The organism is Allobosea sp. 2RAB26 (assembly GCF_052115465.1).
In the GTDB taxonomy this organism is placed as follows: Bacteria; Pseudomonadota; Alphaproteobacteria; order Rhizobiales; family Beijerinckiaceae; genus Allobosea.
Genome location: NZ_JBFRGS010000004.1, coordinates 44,166 through 62,829 on the forward strand (window position 1 = coordinate 44,166; position 18,664 = coordinate 62,829).

16 protein-coding genes and 1 other RNA gene are annotated in these 18,664 nt (G+C 65.7%); 10 read left to right on the top strand and 7 right to left on the bottom strand.

The genetic code is table 11. The annotated features are described in order from the left end of the window. Positions 1–12: 12 nt before the first annotated feature. The gene (thyA, locus tag AB4118_RS08230; protein ID WP_441489645.1) at positions 13–912 is read right to left on the bottom strand and encodes a thymidylate synthase; all 900 of its coding nucleotides are present in this window, start codon (positions 910–912) and stop codon (positions 13–15) included. A 411-nt stretch (positions 913–1,323) separates the two neighbouring features. On the opposite strand from thyA, the gene AB4118_RS08235 reads away from it, so the two are divergent. The 6 genes from AB4118_RS08235 to AB4118_RS08260 all read left to right on the top strand — a co-directional run bounded on the left by AB4118_RS08235 (position 1,324) and on the right by AB4118_RS08260 (position 4,552). Continuing rightward, positions 1,324–1,629 carry a PepSY domain-containing protein gene (locus AB4118_RS08235; RefSeq protein WP_441489279.1) on the top strand — a complete coding sequence of 102 codons (306 nt, stop codon included), beginning with the start codon at positions 1,324–1,326 and terminating at the stop codon, positions 1,627–1,629. Between the two features lie 36 nt (positions 1,630–1,665). Beyond that, positions 1,666–2,028, top strand: a transfer-messenger RNA (tmRNA) gene (gene ssrA, locus AB4118_RS08240). Between the two features lie 62 nt (positions 2,029–2,090). After that, positions 2,091–2,705, top strand: coding sequence for an SspB family protein (locus AB4118_RS08245; protein WP_441489280.1), 615 nt, complete (start codon positions 2,091–2,093; stop codon positions 2,703–2,705). A 9-nt stretch (positions 2,706–2,714) separates the two neighbouring features. Continuing rightward, entirely contained in the window at positions 2,715–4,109 is a 1,395-nt protein-coding gene (gene fumC, locus AB4118_RS08250; RefSeq protein WP_441489281.1) for a class II fumarate hydratase, read from the top strand. A gap of 15 nt (positions 4,110–4,124) precedes the next feature. Then, complete coding sequence (locus tag AB4118_RS08255; protein ID WP_441489282.1) at positions 4,125–4,331, top strand: DUF4169 family protein; 207 nt, start codon at positions 4,125–4,127, stop codon at positions 4,329–4,331. Further along, positions 4,328–4,552 (top strand): ribbon-helix-helix domain-containing protein, encoded by a 225-nt coding sequence (locus AB4118_RS08260; protein WP_441489283.1) that lies wholly within the window; start codon positions 4,328–4,330, stop codon positions 4,550–4,552. Before AB4118_RS08255 ends, AB4118_RS08260 begins: the two co-directional genes overlap by 4 nt. A gap of 117 nt (positions 4,553–4,669) precedes the next feature. Here AB4118_RS08260 and AB4118_RS08265 read toward each other — a convergent pair whose 3' ends face one another. After that, complete coding sequence (locus AB4118_RS08265; RefSeq protein WP_441489284.1) at positions 4,670–8,266, bottom strand: AsmA family protein; 3,597 nt, start codon at positions 8,264–8,266, stop codon at positions 4,670–4,672. A gap of 106 nt (positions 8,267–8,372) precedes the next feature. After that, positions 8,373–9,806 carry an FAD-binding oxidoreductase gene (locus AB4118_RS08270; RefSeq protein WP_441489285.1) on the bottom strand — a complete coding sequence of 478 codons (1,434 nt, stop codon included), beginning with the start codon at positions 9,804–9,806 and terminating at the stop codon, positions 8,373–8,375. Positions 9,807–10,055: 249 nt separating this feature from the next. On the opposite strand from AB4118_RS08270, the gene AB4118_RS08275 reads away from it, so the two are divergent. Beyond that, the gene (locus AB4118_RS08275; protein WP_441489286.1) at positions 10,056–10,616 is read left to right on the top strand and encodes a thioesterase family protein; all 561 of its coding nucleotides are present in this window, start codon (positions 10,056–10,058) and stop codon (positions 10,614–10,616) included. 92 nt (positions 10,617–10,708) lie between these two features. Further along, entirely contained in the window at positions 10,709–10,990 is a 282-nt protein-coding gene (locus tag AB4118_RS08280) for a DUF427 domain-containing protein (protein WP_441489287.1), read from the top strand. On the opposite strand, the gene AB4118_RS08285 is transcribed toward AB4118_RS08280, so the two are convergent. The 3 genes from AB4118_RS08285 to AB4118_RS08295 are packed head-to-tail and all read right to left on the bottom strand — an operon-like array spanning position 10,991 to position 13,753. Continuing rightward, the gene (locus AB4118_RS08285; RefSeq protein ID WP_441489288.1) at positions 10,991–11,791 is read right to left on the bottom strand and encodes a potassium channel family protein; all 801 of its coding nucleotides are present in this window, start codon (positions 11,789–11,791) and stop codon (positions 10,991–10,993) included. A gap of 46 nt (positions 11,792–11,837) precedes the next feature. Continuing rightward, positions 11,838–12,506: a class I SAM-dependent methyltransferase gene (locus AB4118_RS08290; RefSeq protein ID WP_441489289.1), complete on the bottom strand. Its 669-nt coding sequence runs from the start codon at positions 12,504–12,506 to the stop codon at positions 11,838–11,840. Further along, positions 12,503–13,753, bottom strand: a complete 1,251-nt coding sequence (locus tag AB4118_RS08295) for a BtaA family protein (RefSeq protein WP_441489290.1) — start codon at positions 13,751–13,753, stop codon at positions 12,503–12,505. Before AB4118_RS08295 ends, AB4118_RS08290 begins: the two co-directional genes overlap by 4 nt. Before the next feature lie 161 nt (positions 13,754–13,914). Between AB4118_RS08295 and msrB the strand changes: the two genes are divergently transcribed. Next, positions 13,915–14,355, top strand: a complete 441-nt coding sequence (gene msrB / locus AB4118_RS08300) for a peptide-methionine (R)-S-oxide reductase MsrB (protein WP_441489291.1) — start codon at positions 13,915–13,917, stop codon at positions 14,353–14,355. A 56-nt stretch (positions 14,356–14,411) separates the two neighbouring features. On the opposite strand, the gene AB4118_RS08305 is transcribed toward msrB, so the two are convergent. Then, positions 14,412–16,067: an acyl-CoA dehydrogenase family protein gene (locus AB4118_RS08305; protein WP_441489292.1), complete on the bottom strand. Its 1,656-nt coding sequence runs from the start codon at positions 16,065–16,067 to the stop codon at positions 14,412–14,414. Positions 16,068–16,185: 118 nt separating this feature from the next. On the opposite strand from AB4118_RS08305, the gene AB4118_RS08310 reads away from it, so the two are divergent. After that, on the top strand, positions 16,186–18,561 hold the full coding sequence (locus AB4118_RS08310) for an ATP-dependent helicase (protein WP_441489293.1): 2,376 nt from the start codon (positions 16,186–16,188) through the stop codon (positions 18,559–18,561). Positions 18,562–18,664 lie beyond the last annotated feature (103 nt).

Consider the following 18,664-nt stretch of genomic DNA (forward strand, 5'->3'; position numbering starts at 1 on the left):
CAACGGCTGCGCTCAGACCGCCACGTCGGCCTTGATCGCCGCGTGAGGCGCGTAGCCTTCGACGTCAAAATCGTTGATGCGGTACTCGTCTATCGTCGCCGCCCGTCGGGTGAGCCGCATCGTGGGAAATGGCCGAGGCTCACGCGAAACCTGCTCCCGGGCCTGCCCCAGGTGATTAAGGTAGAGATGGACGTCCCCGCCCACCCAGATCAGTTCGCCAGGACGGAGGTCCGCCTGCTGGGCCAGCATGAGTTGCAGTGCAGCGGCGCCGACAAAGTTGAACGGAGCTCCGAGGAGCAGATCAACCGATCTCTGGAACAAGAGGCAGTTCAGCCGCCCATCCGAGGTCACGTGGTACTGATACACCATGTGGCAAGGCGGAAGCGCCATCGCACCGAGTTCCGGCACGTTCCATCCATGGAAGAGCATTCGGCGGCTCGTTGGATTCGTCCGGAGCGCCTCGACCAGTGCCGCGATCTGATCATGCTCGCGGCCGTCGGCGCCCAGCCAGCGGCGCCATTGCTTGCCATAGACAGGGCCAAGTTCGCCCCAGCGAGCAGCAAAGGCGTCGTCCTCGACAACACGCTGCTCGAACTCGTCCTGCGAGATGGTCTCGCCTGTCTCGCGGCGATAATGCGCAAGCGGCCAGTCGGTCCAGATTCGGACGTTCTCGCGAAGCAGGGGTTGGATATTGGTGCCCCCGGTCAAGAACCAGAGCATCTCCTTGACCGCGGTTTTCCAATAGACGCGTTTCGTCGTGAGGATAGGCGCAGTGCCATCCGACAAATCGAATCGCACCATGGCGCCAAACAGCGAGCGAGTGCCTACACCAGTACGGTCCAACCGCTCGTCTCCGCGCTCCAGGACGTCGGAAAGCAGGTCGAGATACTGGAATTCTGGATGCCTTCTGATCACTAGCCGCCTCCGCGAAGAGTCCGGGAGCTCTTGCCACTCCCAGGCTCGTTGGCCCTGAACATGTGTGTTAGCGGCACGATCCGTGCGTGCAACATATATACTGACAGGCTTCGAGGTCACCAGGCATCGGCAGGTTTGCCGCCCGTGCAGCATGCATAGGCAGCGGCCTCACTCGCCGGCTCCGTTCGAATGCATCGCCGCGTCCAAACGGTGTTGCGAACCTCCCACTGGGCCTTCTCCGGCAACGCACGTCCTGGAGGCGGTATCGCATCGTCTGGAGCCATCGCATTGCACTGCACACATGCGCTCACGGCAATGCGATAAGCCGCAAGGAAGCGCCTCAGACCAGCCGAAACAAAGCCATGATTGAGCCGCTCCCTGCCTCTGTTCAGGCTAGGGAGAACCAAAATGTCGATTCGCAGCGCAATGTGGTTCCTGCCGGTCGCCGTCCTGCTCTCCTTCCCTGCCGTGGCCGCCAACACCATGCCGTCCCCCGCTCCGAGCACCCGTGAAATCTCGATTACGGAAGCCCGCGAGATCGCTATTGATCACGGCATGGTCTGGATCGAGGATATCGAGCGCCATGGCGGTCGCTGGGAGCTCGGCGGGGTCGACAGTAACGGCGCCGAGATCGCGATCGATGTCAGCGTCAGTGACGGCAAGGTCCTCAGGATCATCCGGGATGAGCCAAATCTCGATATTCCGTCCCGGTGAGAGCCGGCGAAATTGCTTCGGATGGAGTGACGATGCTCTCTTTCCCCGCGCGCTCCGAGTCCCTATATTCAGTTTGCCACTCGCAAGAGCGGCTATGGCGATAAACGAACGTCGAAATAAGCCTTTCGGACCCGGGGGCGGTACCCGGCGCCTCCACCAGAGCCCGTCCGCGATTCGCGAGACGGGCTCCGGCGGGGGCGAAATAGGATCGACGAGGGTGTAAAGGTCGTTCTTTTGCTCGGCATGGTTCCGCCGTTATCGGGCCATTGCATAGTTGCCAACGACAACAATGCTCGGGTTGCTGTCGCCGCGTAAGCGGTGCTGGTTCCCAAACCAAAGCCCTTGCGCTTAGCCGCGTAAGGCGGGGCTCGGAGGCGCCTGGCAACAGAAGCCTCCACTTTTTTATGCGAGGGCCGGCGACTTTCGGCCTTGCTCGGAAGCGGACACGGATAGTCGATACGATGGTACAGGATATTCTTCGCTACGATCTCATGGTGCAGGACGCGCTGAAGGGTGTCGTACGGAAGATCCTGGCCGAGGCGAGCCGCGATGGCCTGCCGGGCGAGCACCATTTCTACATCACGTTCCGCACGACGGCCCCTGGCGTGCGCCTCTCGCAGCGACTGCGCGAAAAGCACCCGGACGAGATGACGGTCGTGCTCCAGCATCAGTTCTGGGACCTCAACGTCAGCGACCACGCCTTCGAGGTCGGTCTCTCGTTCTCCGGCGTGCCCGAAAGGCTGCTGGTGCCCTTCGATTCGATCACCACCTTCTTCGATCCCTCGGTCCAGTTCGGCCTGAAGTTCGAAACCCAGGAGGCTCCTGAAGAAGCCTCGGCGAGTGATCAGACCGTGGGAGCCGCAAAGGCACCACGCGGAGCCGGGTCCGAGCCCAGCGTAGCCGCCCCGACACCGCTTGCGCTCCCGGTAAAGCCACAATCCGCAAGTGCCACTGCGAAGAACAAGGCAGCCACCGACGACGAAGCGGACCCGGCGAAGGCCGGCGCGGGCGCGGATGGTGACGAGGGCGGCGGCGCGCAGGTCGTCAGTCTCGATTCCTTCCGCAAGAAGACCTGATCAGAGCCTATGCCGGACACCCGCACAGAGACTGACTCCTTCGGCCCCATCGCCGTTCCTACAGATCGCTACTGGGGTGCTCAGACCCAGCGCTCGCTCGAGAATTTCCGCATTGGCGGACCGAGCGAACGCATGCCGCTCCCGCTGATCCATGCTCTCGTGCTGGTCAAGAAGGCTGCCGCGCACGTCAATGCCCGGCTGGGATTGATCGACCAGCGTGTCGCCGGCGCCATCGGCCAGGCGGCTGATGAAGCATTGGGCGGTCGCTTCGACGACCACTTCCCGCTTGTCGTCTGGCAGACCGGCTCCGGCACCCAGACCAACATGAATGTCAACGAGGTCCTCTCCAACCGCGCCAACGAGATCCTCGGCGCCGGCCTCGGCGCGAAGAGCCCGGTTCATCCCAACGATCAGGTCAACCGCGGCCAGTCGTCGAATGACAGCTTCCCGACCGCGATGCATATTGCCGCGGCGCTCGAGATTTCACGCCTGCTGCTTCCGTCCCTGCGCAAGCTCGAACAGGCGCTGCAGGACAAGGCACAGCGCTTCGCTTCGCTGATCAAGATCGGCCGGACGCATCTCCAGGACGCGACGCCCGTCACGCTCGGCCAGGAATTCTCGGGCTACGCCACGCAGATCCATCTCGGCATCGGGCGGATCGAGGCCTCGCTCGGCGGGCTGCATGCGCTGGCCCAGGGCGGCACGGCGGTCGGCACCGGCCTGAACACCCATCGCGACTTCGCCGCCTTCTTCGCCAAGGAAATGGCGGGGCTCACCGGCCTGCCCTTCCGCCCCGCCGCCAATGCGTTCGAGGCGTTGGCGAGCCATGGCGCGCTGACCGCCGCCCATGGCGCGCTCGCCGCGCTTGCCATGGATCTGTTCAAGATCGCCAATGACATACGCCTGATGGGTTCGGGCCCACGCTCGGGTCTCGGCGAGATCAGCCTGCCCGAGAACGAGCCCGGTTCCTCGATCATGCCCGGCAAGGTCAATCCGACCCAGGCCGAGGCCTTGACCATGGTGGCCACGCAGGTTCACGGCAACCAGGCGACAATCGGCTTCGCCGCGAGCCAGGGCCATTTCGAACTGAACGTCTTCAAGCCGGTGATCGCTGCCGCCTTCCTGCAATCGGTCAGGCTGCTCGCCGATGCCGCAGACAGCTTCCGCGTGCACTGCGTCGAAGGGATCGTCGCCAACGAGGACCGTCTCGCCGAGTTACTGTCCCGCTCGCTGATGCTGGTCACGGCACTGGCGCCGGCCATCGGCTACGACAAGGCTGCCAACATCGCCAAGGCCGCCCATCACAATGGCACGACCCTGCGCGAGGAAGCCTTGAGGGCCGGTGTCGACGCCGAGTTGTTCGACAGCACGGTGCGGCCCGAGCGCATGCTCGGCCCGTCCTGAACAAGGCCGGGCGGAATGGCAGAGATCATCAATTTCCGGCGCGCCCGCAAACAGCGCCAGCGCGTAGCGGCCGAAGCCAAGGCCGACCAGAACCGTATCGACTTCGGACGGAGCAAAGCCGAGCGCAGCCTGACTGAAGCGCGGCGCGAGAAGGCCATCCGCGAACTCGACGGCCACAAGCTTGCGCTTCCGCCCGGTGACAAGGGCGAGATTCCGCGGTGAGCCGCGAGCGCAAGCACTCTCTCGCCATTGCCGGGCACCGCACCAGCGTATCGCTTGAGGAGCCGTTCTGGGCGGCACTTAAGGAGATCGCAGGACAGGAGCGCCGCACACTTGCTGCGCTCGTCGCCGATGTGGATTCCCGCCGCGGCGAGGCCAATCTTTCCTCCGCGCTGCGCCTGCACGTGCTGGCGCATTATCAGCGCCTGGCCGGACGAAGCTGACGGGCATCGCCTCACCGTCGGAGCCTGATCCGTTCAGTTTCAAGGCTCTGTAGAGGCCCCGCTGCTCCAAGCCGGAAAGCACCTGAATCACGGCGTGAAGCTCGTCGGTCAGTCCGGCTACGGAGTCCGCGAGAGCGGACGCGGCACGGGCTCTATCTGTAGGGGCGGTCCCAGCGATGGAGCCGGTGTCACCGGTCGCAAAATCTGCTCGGGAAAATTCTCGCGGGGGGCGCCGGGCAGGATCAGCGGGCCGCCAGGATGCTGAGGTTGAGCTGCACGCGTTGCCGCAGCGCGCGCCTCGATCTCCGCTCTGCGCCGCGCCTCGTCTGCTCGCCTGGCCTCTTCCACCCGGCGCTGCTCCTCGAGACGTTGCGCCTCCTGGGCGCGCCTGGCTTCTTCCAGGGCGCGCGCTTCCGCGGCACGGCGCTCGTCTTCGGCGCGCTTCTCCTCGGCAAGGCGGCGTTCTTCCTCCGCTTTCAGGAAGTCTGCAAGCTTGCGTTCGTTCTCACGCATCTCACGCTCGGCGCGCAGGCGGCGCGCATGCATTGCGCGCTCGCGTGCATCCGCCTCGAAGGCTTCGACCCGCTCCATCTCGCGGGCCAGCGCTCGCGCCGCCACGGCATTCGCGAAAGCTGCGACATCGGTCTCGCGCCGCAGTCCCGATAGCGGCCCGCGCCACGCCACGCCAAGTGCCGGCGCCGCCATCGGCCAGCCCTTGGGCAACGGGCCGAGTGGGCGCAGCCCCAGCCTCAGATCGGCGGTCAGCGCCCTGAGGTCGATCACTCCACTTGCCTCGGCCTGGAGATCCCCGCGCTCGATCGTCAACGGGGCGAGCCGCACGAGGCCACCGGCGAGCGTGAAGGGCAGCGTGATATCACCCAAAAGCCATGAGCCGCGGTCGAGCGCATCCGCCAGCCGGGTCTGCAAACGGCCGGTCTCGCTCTCGGATGCATCCTCTCCGGTCCCGGCAATGACGCGGGCATAGCCACCGGGATCGAACCGGGTGAGACTCGCGCCTGCGATGGTGAAACTACCGGCTCCCCCCAACCCCGCAACCAGCCGCGCGGGACTCTCTCCGGAACCACCACCCTCCACTTGACCCGACAGCTTCCCGGCAAGTGCGTTGCCGGTGAGCATCGCGAGATCGAGCTGCGCCAGCGCGATCCGGCCGGAAAGCTGCGCAAGCCCGCCTTCGCGCCGTGCCGTAAGCCGCCCGGAGACCTTGCCACCGGCATAGCTTCCCGAGAGCGCCTCGATCTGGATTTCGCCGGGGCTGGCATGGAGGGCGAAAGCCGCATCGTTCAGGGCGATATCATCACTGAAGAGCAAGGATTTGGCTTCGACCGACAGGCTGATTTCGCCAAGGCCCGAGGCCATGCCGAAACGGACCGCCGACCAGTTGCTGCCCGGAGATGCCGCCGCGGTTCCCAGGGACGAGCCGATCACGCTCCTCAGATCAACATATGGCAGCGCGAGCTTGCCGGAGATTGGCCCCTCTCTCGGCAAGGCCAGCGTCCCCCGTGCACTGCTTCCGCCAAGATTGGCGACAAGACCATCAAGCGCGATCTGGTCGCTGGCGAAGCGAACCATGCCATGCGCGTCCAGCACCGCATCGGGCAGGGCGCGCGCGAGCCCCTCCGGCAGGATCTGGCCGGGACGATCCGCTTGCACGGTCAGTCGCGGCACATCGGCGCCCGCCTCGCCGTCGACCACGATCGACAATCCAGGCCCCGCCAGCGAGCCACTGAGGCGCCCTTGCTGACGGTCGAGAACGAGCCTGCCAGGTCCACCCTGCATCGGTGCCGGCAGGCCGAGAGCGGCGAAGAGCTGTCGACGATCGGCAAGATCAAAGCGCAGATTGGCTCCGGTCCATGTCCCGCTCCGGTCCAACCGCGCATTCAGGGTCAGCGTTCCGGCTTGCGCGCCGCCTTCCAGCAGCAGGGCCGTGTCGCCGGCCACCGTGCGCGTCAGGCGGTAGCTTGAATCCAGCCGTGAGAGCCCGTCCCCGGCGCGCCCGAGCGCTTGACGGAGCGCCTCCGGCAGAAGTGGCCCGGCAAGGGCGGCAAGCGCCTCGAAGCGTGGCGCACGAATGCGACCGGAGATTTCGCCCCCTTCCGGCAGCAGCGCACCGGCGCCGTTGACTGAAACTCCGCCGAACCCGTCGACGGCAAGCCGGCTAAGCCGCCAGTTGCTGCCCTCGCGTGCGAGAGCAAGCTGGGCGGAACCGGGCGGCGCATTGCGAAAACGGGCTCCGCTCAGCGACAGGTCGAGCGCCAGGTCGCGCGGCCCGATCAACCCGGCGAAACTGCCGCCCGCTGGCAGGGTATTGAGATCGAGCCCCTGCACCGCGAGCCTTGCCGCCAGCCGGTCCGCGGCAATCTCTCCGGATCCGTCCAGCCTGACGCCGGAAGCCCCGGCGATGGTCAGGCGCTCGAAGCGCAGCTGTTCCGAGCTCCAATCGCCAACCGCTTCCGCATCGATCTGCCTCAGATCTGCAATAAGGTCGGAGAGGGCTGGATCGAGCCCGGCCCGCGCCAGCGCCAGCCCGACGCGGCGCGCGTCATCCGCCTTGAGGTTGAGCTTGCCACGGAATCCTGTGCCGTCGACTGCGCCCGTTGCACCGACCAGGGCGCCTGCGACGCGCACCGAGGCCGATGCATTGGCCAAACCGACCTCGTTCAGCCGCCCACGCAGCGCGACAGCCGAGAAGTCCTCGCCTCGCCACGCGAATTGATCGAGATCGAGGCTGAGATCGAGCGCGCCTGGAAGCCCGCGCAGGGCCCGCGCAAAGCCAACGCGTTCGCCGAGAGCCGTTGCCAGCGCGTCGCCATCCACGCGCCGCGCCCGCAAGGCAACCGAGCCTGTGCCTTGCATGGGGAGGAACTGCCCCTCGCCCTCCAGCCGGGCAACGCCGCCAGCAAGATCGACCGTAAGCCCGCTCAACTCGAGCAGGTGACTGCCACCCCTCACCCGCCCCGAAAGGCTGACTGCTCCACCCGGCGCGGCCGTGAACAGACCGTCCAGTCCTGGTGTGACGCCGCCCTTCTCTGTCGGCAGCAGAAGGGCGCCGTCAAAGCTGAGCTGGCCCTCCTCGCCCGTCACGGTGGCCTTGGCGCGCAGGCGACCATCCGGCTCGATCGTTCCTGTCGCGAGGCGCAACGAGGAGCCGCCGACCTCGCCCTCCATGCGCCATGGGCCGGCAAGGCTCACCGCGGTGAGTTCCGCAGCGATCGGCGACACTGTGACGGGATCCTTGCCGGCCTCCCGCCAGATCAGTGCCGAGCGGCGGATGCTGAAATGGTCGAGGCTGGTCTGCACAGGCAGGCCCGCACCAATCGGATGCGGCAGCAGCACCGCGCCTGCATCATTGGCGACAAGCGAGAGCGTCGCGCCTTCGACATCAGCGTCGGAGAAACGGAACTCGCCACGTGCAAGCGCGGTCAGTGCAAGTTCGACGGTGAGATGCTCGATCGTCGCGTGGCTCGCCTGTCCGCCCTGATCGCCGATACGGACATCGGCCAGGGTCAGCCGCGGCGATGGCAGCAATCTCAGGCCGATGCCGCCGGCAACGCGCGTCTCTGCGCCGAGCGTAGCGCTGAGGCGCTCCTCGATCTGCGGTCGGTACAGTCGCCAATCGACAAAGCCCGGTCCGATCAAGGCGGCCAGCAATGCCAGCACCAGGAGACCGGCCAGAACGGTCAGGGTCTCACGCACCTTTTAGCATCATCCCTCTTGTCGGCGGTTATGCGATCTTGCCGCCAACTCGCGGCGAGATCACGACATTCCAGTTCCCGATACCGCCGCGCAAGCTGTCTGGATGTCACAAGACCAGGATTTTGCCTGGATTGAGGATGTTCTGCGGGTCGAGCGAGCGCTTGAGCAGGCGCATCACATCCAGTGTCGCCGGGCCGTGCTCGATCTCGAGATACTTGATCTTCTTCTGACCAACGCCGTGCTCGCCTGTGCAGGTGCCGCCCATGGCGAGGGCGCGCTTCACCAGCCGGTCGATGAAACCGCGGCAGCGCTCCATCTCGTCCTCATCGGCGAGGTCGACGAGTGGCTGGGTATGGAAATTGCCGTCTCCGACATGGCCGGCGATCGGGGCGATCAGACCGCTGGCCTCGATGTCACGCTTGGTTTCCTCGACGCATTCGGCAAGCTGGGAGATCGGCACGCAGACATCGGTCGCGACCGATTCAACGCCCGGCCGCAAGGCGCGAGCAGCCCAATAGGCGTCGTGGCGAGCCTGCCAAAGCTTCGACCGGTCCTCGGCCTTGGTCGCCCAGTCGAACGGTCCACCGCCGAAATCGGCGGCAATCTCGCCGAAGCGCTCCGCCTGCTCTTTCACGCCGGCTTCCGTGCCGTGGAACTCGACGAAGAGCATCGTCGTCTCCGGCAAGCCGAGCTTGGAATGCAGGTTCACGCCACGGATCATCACATCATCGAGCAGTTCGATGCGCGCGACCGGCAGACCGGACTGGATCGTCACGATGGTCGCGTCGCAGGCTGCCTTCACCGAAGGGAACGGGCAGACGCCGGCCGAAATCGCCTCCGGGATGCCGTGCAGCTTGAGCGTGACCTCGGTGATGATCCCGAGCGTGCCCTCCGAGCCGACGAGCAGGCGGGTCAGATCATAGCCGGCGGAGGTCTTCCGCGCCCGGCTGGACGTCTTCACGACCGAGCCATCGGCCATCACCGCAGTGAGAGACAGGACATTGTCCTTCATCGTGCCGTAGCGCACCGCATTCGTGCCCGAGGCGCGTGTCGCCGCCATGCCGCCGATGGACGCATCCGCGCCGGGGTCGATCGGGAAAAACAGCCCCTGGTCGCGCAGATGCTCGTTGAGTTCCTTGCGGGTCACGCCGGCTTCGACAACGCAATCGAGATCCTCGGCATGAAYGGCAATGATGCGCTTCATCTGGCTGAGATCGACGCAGACGCCACCGAACGGCGCGTTGACATGGCCTTCGAGCGAGGTGCCCGTGCCGAACGCGATCACGGGGACGCCGTGGCTCGCGCAGAGCTTGACGATCTCCGACACCTCTTCGGTGCTCTGCGGATAGACGACCGCATCCGGCGGCTGGTTCGGAATCCAGGTCAGCGTGTGGCCGTGCTGTTCCCGTACCGCCAGGCTCGTCACCAGCCTGTTGCCGAATCGGGCGGCGAGCGCCCGCCTCACTGCCTCGATCGCAGCCGGCGACGGCGGCAGGGTTGCGGCAGAGGCGGCATGAGAAGCAGTTGCAAAAAGGCTCATTGTCTTTTTCCGGGCTTGGCGCTTAACTTGGAACTGGTCGGCTTCTGAAGCGGTTGAATCTGACGAGGCAGACCGTAGCGATAGCAGGCGCGTTTGTCCTGCGTGTCGCCGCCGGCGGCAAGATCGCCGGGCGCATGGGAGGCGGTGCATCAGGCAGGGCATAGCTCGTCCGGCGGCGTCTTCAAGACGATGGTAGCGTGTCAGTGGAGTTCCGTTCCGCCGCACGCAACAACTCTGCGGGAGGCGGCCATGAAAGACGAGATCCGCGCTCCGGCGCTGTTCTTCTCCCCCTTCGTATCGTCCGCAATGCGGGTCGAAACGCCCTGGATCGACTATAACGGCCATCTCAACATGGCCTATTATCACGTGCTGTTCGATCGGGCCGTCGACGAGGTCTTCTCGCTCGTCGGCCTGAACCAGGACTATGTCGACACACGCAACGCGTCCTATTTCGCGGCCGAATGCCATATCCTCTACAAGCGCGAATTGACCGAGGACGATCTCGTGCGGGTCACCGCACAACTGATCGCCTTCGACGAAAAGCGCCTGCACTACTATCTCGAAATGCGGCATGCGAGCGAAGGCTGGCTCGCGGCGACGAGTGAAAACCTCTCGCTGCATGTCGACATGGCGACCCGCAAGGTTTCGCCATTTCCGCCCGATATCCTGGCCAATCTCGCCTTGATGAAAGCGGCGCATTGTCGCATGCCGCTGCCGGCCACGATCGGGCGCATCATCGGCATGCCGAAGAAGACGACGATCACGGTCGAGGATCAGCACGACGAGCGCGAGCTCGAAACGCGCCACTGAGAGCGGCAGAGCCGGCACAGGCTGCCTGCCCCTGTCACGGGGCCCGACGCAGCCCCATCTTCGGCGATCAGCGGCGGTCGAAAGGAGCGGAGATGGTCAAGGCAACCTGGAACGGCGCCGTTCTGGCTGAATCCGACAACACCGTCGTGGTCGAAGGCAACCACTATTTTCCACGCAGCGCGATCCGCTCTGAATTCTTCAAACCAAGCGAGACGACGTCGATCTGTCCGTGGAAGGGCACGGCCAACTACCATTCGATCGTCGTCGCTGGCGCTGAAAACAGGGACGCCGCCTGGTATTATGCCGAGCCCAAGGCCGCTGCCGCCGAGATCAAGGACCGCGTCGCCTTCTGGAAGGGTGTGGAGATTTCCTGATCAGTCGTTGTGATCGGGGATCTTCAGGACATGCCCGCAGGCCTTGCAATGCACGGCGTCCGGCTCGTGCCGCTGCAGCGCACATTGCGGGCAGGGAAAGGTGACCTTGTTGGGCCGGAAGATCGCTTGCGCCAGGCGCACGAACAGCGAGATCCCGACGATCATCACCACGATCGAGGTCAGCTTGCCGGCGGTGCCGGGCAAGGTGATGTCGCCGAAGCCAGTCGTCGTCACGGTCGCGACCGTGAAATAGAAAGCGTCGACATAACCCGCGAAGCCCGCCGTCTCGCGAAAGAAGAAGGTGTAGATGAAGCCCGTCACCACGAACAGGAAGGTCACGATGTTGACCACCGCCCGCGCTGCACTTTCCCACTCGGGGTAGCCCGCAGCGCGCAGCCGTTCCCAGATCAGCCCACGCTGTGACAGCGACCAGAGCCGCAGGATGCGCAGGAAGCCGAAATTCTCCAGCCATTGCGGCGCGAGCAGCGTTGCCAGGATGAAGAGATCGAGCAGCATGCTCGGCCGGCGCAGCAAGCGCGGAATCTTCGAGGAGGCCAGCATTCGCGCGCCGATCTCGATGACCATGATCACGGCGACGGAGTAATCGAGCCAGTAGAAGAGCGGCCGTTCGCGGATCAGCGGTGTCGCGATGAAGAAGGCGATGATCAGCAGGTCGACAACCGCTGTCGCAAGCTGAAAGCGCATCGCCCCGGGGGAGCGGCCATGGTAGAGCTGGCGCAGGCCGTCCCGCAGTCTTTCGACCTGCCCTTCCCTGCGAACAGAAGTCGTATCCTCGGCCATTCCATGGCGTTACAGGCCAAAGGATGGCGCGTCCAGCACCCGCTGCTCAGGCGGCCCGCCGCGTTGCCACGGCATGGATGGCGTAGCCGCGAAGGAGTCGGGTCGTGCGGCTCTCGACGCCCTCGATCCGCGACAATTCGGCGATTGCCTCGGGCAGATCAAGCCTTGGCGTGACGTGAAACAATGTCAGCCAGCGATTCAGCATGGCCCTGAACGACGCAGGCAAGCCGGTCTGGTCGCCGAAATCGACGATATGCAGTGAACCGGTGGCCGTCAGCGTCCGCAGCGCCTGAGCGATCACGCCCCGCCAGGGGGGAATCATCGAGAGCGCATAGGAGATGACGATGCGATCAAATCCGTCGCGCCCGAACAGGGCCGCCGCGTCGAAGCAGGTCGCGTCTGCCTGTGCCAGATGGATGCGCTCCGAGAGCCCCGATCGTGCCACGCTTCTCTCCGCCGTCGCGAGCATCTCGGCCGAGACGTCGAGACCGTAGCACTGCGTGCCCGGATAGGTCCGGGCGAGCTTGATCAGGTTGCGCCCTGTGCCGCAGCCGATTTCCAGGATCGCGCTGCCCGGCGCAGGATCGAGCTCGGCGATGAGCCGGTCCCGGCCAAGCAGATAGAATTTGCGGCTGGCGTCATAGATATGGCGCTGGTGGCGATACATCCGGTCCATCAGGCCGGCGGCCTCGGTCGTGGCGCGGCCAGCGCTCATGCCACCGCCCCCTGCAGCACATGGAGATGGAAGGCGCCATAGATCGACGAGCGATCGCGCGCTCCAAGCTCGCGGCTGCGTGCCTCCTCATAGCGCCATTGCGCGAGAATCGAGGCCGGCACCCGGCCCGGCAGCAGCCGCTCATCGGCAGCCGTCCGGAAGATTACGCGGGCGCCGGGTCGCGCCGTGCGCGTGATCTGCGTCCAGAGCGCCGTGAGATCCGCATCATTCATCCAGTCCTGAGCATCGAGCAGCACATAGGCATCGCAGCTCTTCGCAGGCTGGCTCTCGAGAAAGGCCGTGATCGCGCTCTGGTGATAGGCGACGTGGCCCGCCCGCTCTCGAACGGCCGCGAAATTCCGGCTTTCAAGATAGGGCGGCAAGGATGCGTTCTCGTCCGTCGCATAGCCCCGTCCAAAGGCCTGCCGGGCAAAATAGTTCGACTTCAGGTCGAAGCCGCAGGCCAGCCTTTCAAGCCGGCGCCGGAGCACGCCGCGTATCCCGGCGTCGCCGTCAGCCGCGAGGGCCTTGTACTGGGCCGGCGGGATGCCCAGCCCATAGAGCGAGGCCGGCTGGCGCACCAGCCAACGCACCAGGGGCTTGTCGAAGACGGGAGCGATATGCCTGTCGAACAGGGCGCGCTGCTCGGCCATGTCGCGAGCCTGCAGCATCACGCGCGGATCGCAGCCGAGCGTACGGCCAAGGAGATGTCCAGCCCCGATGAAACGGCCGAGCAGGCCGTACCGGTAGAAATTGCGGGCAAAGACCTGGATGCGCCGGCGCCCGCTCAGGCTGCGGCCTTCCCAGTAGCTGCGAGAGACGGCATCGAGGCGTGGCGCGATCTCGGCGTCATAGAGCGCGATATTCGCCTGCGATTGCGCCTCGCCGAAGAAGCGCAGGAACTGCTCATGGCCTGCCAGGCTGTCGAGTGCGGCGAGCTTGAGCTTGCCGAGCGCGATATGGGCGCCATTCAGATCGACAGCGCTGATCTTCGCCGGGTTGGCGGTGAGATAGGACAGGATGTTGCAGGAGCCGGACGCGATTGCCACGACATGATCATCGGGGCGCAGGTCCAGCGCCTCCATGTCGACGACCGGGTCTTCCCAGATCTGCGGATAGACGAGCCCGGAAAAGGCCAAGGTGAACAGGCGCTCCAACATCCCCGCCCGCGACAGCGGCTTGCTGCGATGCACCGCCGTGGTCAGGCCCATTGTGGTTTCCCGCCGAACCGTACGCGCCGTCTGCATTCTTCGTTCCTCGCGCGGTCCGTTGTGATGGCGAGCCGACTAGAGGAGTCGCGTGACGGTTGGGTGACGCGCCTTGCGGATCAGCTATCCGTGAGGGCGGGCTGACGTGGAGCGCAATCATCCCCATATTCCGCCCGAAACCTTTGAACGGGAGAATGACGATGGGACTGTCCGGACTGTTCGGCGGCAAGGTCAGGGAAGCCGGTGAGTTCGAATTCCAGTTGACCGACGAGGAGTGGCGCCGCCGCCTGACCCCGGAGCAGTACCACGTGCTGCGCGGGCATGGCACCGAGCGCGCCGGCTCCTGCGCCTTGAATTTCGAGAAGCGCGCCGGGCGGTTCACCTGCGCCGGTTGCGGCAACCCCTTGTTCCAGTCCGGCAAGAAATTCGAGAGCGGCACGGGCTGGCCGAGCTTCGACCAGCCACTGGAGGGTGCGGTCGGTATCAGCGAGGACAATAGCTACATGATGCAGCGCACCGAGGTGCATTGCGCCCGCTGCGGCGGCCATCTCGGCCATGTCTTCCCTGACGGCCCGCCACCGACCGGACTGCGCTACTGCATCAATGGCGTGGCGATGGATTTCGCTCCGGCCGAGGCCTGAGCCAGTCGGCCGGCCGCGCTCCCCTTCGGGAGGGCGGCCGCGCAAACGCGTGAGTGCTATTCCACCGCCGGGACGGCCCGATGCGCCAGCGCGGCAGCATCCACGGACGCCGGCAGATCGCCGAAATGGCCCGACCAGCGCCCCTCGAGCCGCGTCGCGATGAAGGCGTCTGCGACCATGTGAGGTGCGTGGCGCAGCAGCAACGAGGCCTGCAGCGCCAGCGCCAGCCGCTCGACCAGCCGCCGCGCCTGTCCTTCGCTTCGCACCAGAGTGGGTATCTCCGACTCCAGCGCGCTCAAATGCGCATCGAAGCGATTGTCGGCGCCGGCCGCGCGTCGCATCTCCTCGATCAGCGCCACGAGAGAGCCCGGCTCTCGCTCCAGCGAGCGCAACACATCGAGACAAATGACGTTGCCCGAGCCCTCCCAGACGCTGTTGAGCGGCGCCTCCCGATAGAGCCGGGCCATGGGGTTTTCCTCGATGAAGCCGTTGCCGCCATGGCATTCCAGTGCCTCGACCACCACCGCCGGCGCGCGCTTCGAGACCCAGTATTTCGCAATCGGCGCGCCGATCCGCGCCAGCAACCGGTCGCTCTCGCTCGTTTCCTGACGGTCGAGCGCCGCAAACAGCCGAAAGGCGAGCCAGGCTGCAGCCTCGGCCTCGATCGCAAGATCGGCCAGCACGTTCTGCATGATCGGCTGATCGATCAGCCCGCGCTGGAAGGCGCGCCGATGGGCCGCGTGATGCGCCGCCAGCGAAACGGCGAGCCGCATCTGCCCGGCCGACGCCGCCGCAATGTCCAGCCGGGAGCCCTGGTTCATGGCCAGGCCGGTGCGCAGGCCCCGGCCTGGCTCGCCGATCATCTGGCCGATCGCACCGCGGAATTCGACCTCGGACGAGGCATTCGAGCGATTGCCGCATTTGTCCTTGAGCCGCTGGATCGCCACGCCGTTGCGCGAGCCGTCCGGCAGCCAGCCCGGCACGACGAAGCAGGAAATGCCCTCGGCGGTTCGGGCCAAGGTCAGGAACAGGTCGGAATGCGGCACCGAGAAGAACCACTTGTGCCCGGTCAGGGACCATGTCCCGTCGCCATTGTCCTCGGCGATGGTCTGGGTCTGGCGCAGGTCAGAGCCTCCCTGCTTCTCGGTCATTGCCGTGCCGACGGTCGCCCCTGTCTTGGCGAAGGCGGTCGTCTGGCGGCGGTCATAGCGGTTGGAGCTGACCAGGGCGCCCCACTTGCTCCAGAGGTCGGGTTCCTGCCTCAGGACCGGGATCACGGCATAGGTCATGCTGATCGGGCAGCAGATGCCGCTTTCGCCCTGACTCCAGAGATAGGAGAGCGCAGCACGCGCCACCTGTGCGCCCGGGCCCGGCCTGTTCCATGCGAGCGAATGGGTCTCCTGCTCGATCGCAAGCCCCATCAATTCGTGCCAGGCCGGATGGAACTCGATCTGGTCGATGCGGTTGCCGAACCGGTCATGCGTCCTGAGTTCGGGCGGGAACCTGTTCGCCAGTCGCGCCAGGTCCTGCACCTGCGCCGAGCCGACAATGCGCCCTGCCGCGTGCAGGCGCTCCGAGGCCCAGCCTGCATCGAAGGCGGTGGCCGCCGCCTGCAACACGGGATCAGCCGCGAAGGCGTCGTAATCGCACAGTATGGGAACCTGGTTCGTCACTTCATGGGTGGAATGGCGGGAGGCGATATCCACATTCATCGCGGCGCGTCCTGACGATCGGGCGAGCATTCAACGCCCAACAGCCTTATCCAGCAATCTGCGGCGCGACAGCCTATATTGCCTCTGGAACGAATCACGATCAAAGCGACCTGAAGCCTTGTCCGATCACACCACGTCCGCCCCTCTGCCCCGCCCCGGCGGCCTCGCCGCCCGCGCCGCCGCACAGCCGGCGGCAGGCTATCTGGCAGGCCTCAACCCGGAGCAGCGGCAAGCGGTCGAGGCCACGGATGGCCCTGTTCTGGTCCTGGCAGGCGCCGGCACCGGCAAGACCCGTGTGCTGACCACGCGCATCGCCCATCTGATCGCCACCAACCGCGCCTATCCGTCCCAGATCCTCTCGGTGACCTTCACCAACAAGGCAGCGCGCGAGATGAAGGAGCGCATCGCAAGCCTCGTCGGCCCCGTGGCCGAAGGCATGCCCTGGCTCGGCACCTTCCACTCGATCTCGGCCAAGATCCTGCGCCGCCATGCCGAGCTCCTCGATCTGCGCTCGGACTTCACCATTCTCGATACCGACGACCAGATTCGCCTTATGAAGCAGGTCATCACGGCCGCCGGGATTGACGAGAAGCGCTGGCCCGGCCGCATGCTGGCGGGCTTCATCGACAGCTGGAAGAACCGCGGGCTTGCCCCCAAGGACGTGCCGCCGGGTGAAGCCGGCGTCTTCGCCGGAGGCAAGGGCGGCGCCCTTTATGCCGCCTATCAGGAGCGGCTGAAGACGCTGAACGCAGTCGATTTCGGCGATCTGCTGCTGCACTGCCTGACGCTGTTCCGGGAGCATGCCGATGTGCTCGCGACCTATCATGAGCGCTTCCGCTACATCCTGGTCGACGAATATCAGGACACCAACACCGCCCAGTATCTCTGGCTGCGCCTGCTGGCGCAGGGCCGGCGCAACATCGCCTGCGTCGGCGACGACGACCAGTCGATCTATGGCTGGCGCGGCGCCGAGGTCGACAACATCCTGCGCTTCGAGCACGATTTTCCCGGCGCGGTCGTGGTCAGGCTGGAACGGAACTACCGCTCGACCGGGCATATCCTCGCCACCGCCTCAAAACTGATTGCCCGCAACGAAGGCCGGCTCGGCAAGACATTGCGCACTGAGGACGAAGCCGGGGAGAAGGTCACGATCACCGGCGCCTGGGACAGCCAGGAGGAAGCCCGCCTGATCAGCGACGAGATCGAGGCGATGCAGAGCAAGGGCGAAAACCTTGCCGAGGTCGCCATCCTCGTCCGCATCTCCGCCCAGATGCGCGAGATCGAGGAGCGCTTCGTCCATGTCGGCGTGCCCTATCGCGTCATCGGCGGCCCACGCTTCTATGAGCGGGCCGAAATCCGCGACGCCATGGCCTATCTGCGCTGCGTGGTGAGCCAGACCGATGATCTCGCCTTCGAGCGCATCGTCAATGTGCCGAAGCGCGGGCTGGGCGACGCGACGGTCCAGCTTCTGCACAACCACGCCCGGGCAACCGGCCTGTCGCTGCTGCAATCGGCCCGTGCCGTGGTCGAGACCGAGGAACTGAAGCCGAAGGCCCGCACCGCGCTGCGCGAACTGGTCGAGGCCTTTGCCCGCTGGTCGACCAAGGCCGAACACATGAAGCAGGGCGAGCTTGCCGAGCAGGTGCTGGAGGAATCCGGCTATACCGAGATGTGGCAGAAGGATCGCTCGGCCGATGCCGCCGGCCGCCTCGAGAACCTCAAGGAACTGGTGCGCTCTCTGGACGAGTTCCCAGACCTGCCGGCCTTCCTTGAGCACGTCTCGCTGGTGATGGATGCCGATGGTGGCGAGGCCGGGGCGCGCGTCAGCATCATGACACTGCACGCGGCCAAGGGGCTCGAATTCGATACTGTCTTCCTGCCCGGCTGGGAGGAAGGCCTGTTCCCGAACCAGCGCGCGCTCGACGAAAGCGGCCGCGCCGGGCTGGAAGAAGAGCGCCGCCTCGCCCATGTCGGCCTGACCCGGGCCCGCAAGCGCCTGAAGCTCCTCTTCGCCTCGAACCGCCGGATTCACGGCCTCTGGCAATCGAGCCTGCCGAGCCGCTTCATCGACGAGTTGCCGGAGGAGCATGTCGAGGTCGTGCAGGCGCCGTCTACCTATAGCCAGGGCGGCTACGGCGCCTCGCGCTTCGACCGCATGGAAAGCTTCGGCTCCTCATACCAGACACCAGGCTGGCAGCGCGCTCAGGAGAATCGTGCGCGGAACGGCGGCGGCTCAGGCTTCTCGGACAACGGCGGCCGTGGTTTCGGCCAGGGTGGCTCGGGCTCGGGCCGCCAGCGCGGCCCGCTGCTGATCGAGGGCGAGTTGACGGCGAAATCGACCGGCAGCTCCGCATTCGATGCCGGCGCCCGTGTTTTCCATATCAAGTTCGGCCCGGGCTCCGTCGCGAGCGTCGACGGTAACAAGCTGACCGTCGATTTCGACAAGGCCGGCCGGAAGATGGTGCTGGACTCGTTCGTGCAGAAGGCGGGCTGAGCAAGCGCAGCCGTCATGTCCGGCGCGCCGATGCGGAGCATCGCCGAAGCGGTTATGCAGGCCCGGATTGCCCCAGGCCGGTTCCGCAGGAATGCCGGCTCCA

Excerpts from the sequence above, each read along its gene's own strand:
- AB4118_RS08235 (WP_441489279.1), top strand. The coding sequence starts at position 1,324 with ATGTCGATTCGCAGCGCAATGTGGTTCCTGCCGGTCGCCGTCCTGCTC.
- AB4118_RS08245 (WP_441489280.1), top strand. The coding sequence starts at position 2,091 with ATGGTACAGGATATTCTTCGCTACGATCTCATGGTGCAGGACGCGCTG.
- fumC (WP_441489281.1), top strand. The coding sequence starts at position 2,715 with ATGCCGGACACCCGCACAGAGACTGACTCCTTCGGCCCCATCGCCGTT.
- AB4118_RS08255 (WP_441489282.1), top strand. The coding sequence starts at position 4,125 with ATGGCAGAGATCATCAATTTCCGGCGCGCCCGCAAACAGCGCCAGCGC.
- AB4118_RS08275 (WP_441489286.1), top strand. The coding sequence starts at position 10,056 with ATGAAAGACGAGATCCGCGCTCCGGCGCTGTTCTTCTCCCCCTTCGTA.
- AB4118_RS08280 (WP_441489287.1), top strand. The coding sequence starts at position 10,709 with ATGGTCAAGGCAACCTGGAACGGCGCCGTTCTGGCTGAATCCGACAAC.
- AB4118_RS08285 (WP_441489288.1), bottom strand. The coding sequence starts at position 11,791 with ATGGCCGAGGATACGACTTCTGTTCGCAGGGAAGGGCAGGTCGAAAGA.
- AB4118_RS08290 (WP_441489289.1), bottom strand. The coding sequence starts at position 12,506 with ATGAGCGCTGGCCGCGCCACGACCGAGGCCGCCGGCCTGATGGACCGG.
- AB4118_RS08295 (WP_441489290.1), bottom strand. The coding sequence starts at position 13,753 with ATGCAGACGGCGCGTACGGTTCGGCGGGAAACCACAATGGGCCTGACC.
- msrB (WP_441489291.1), top strand. The coding sequence starts at position 13,915 with ATGGGACTGTCCGGACTGTTCGGCGGCAAGGTCAGGGAAGCCGGTGAG.
- AB4118_RS08305 (WP_441489292.1), bottom strand. The coding sequence starts at position 16,067 with ATGAATGTGGATATCGCCTCCCGCCATTCCACCCATGAAGTGACGAAC.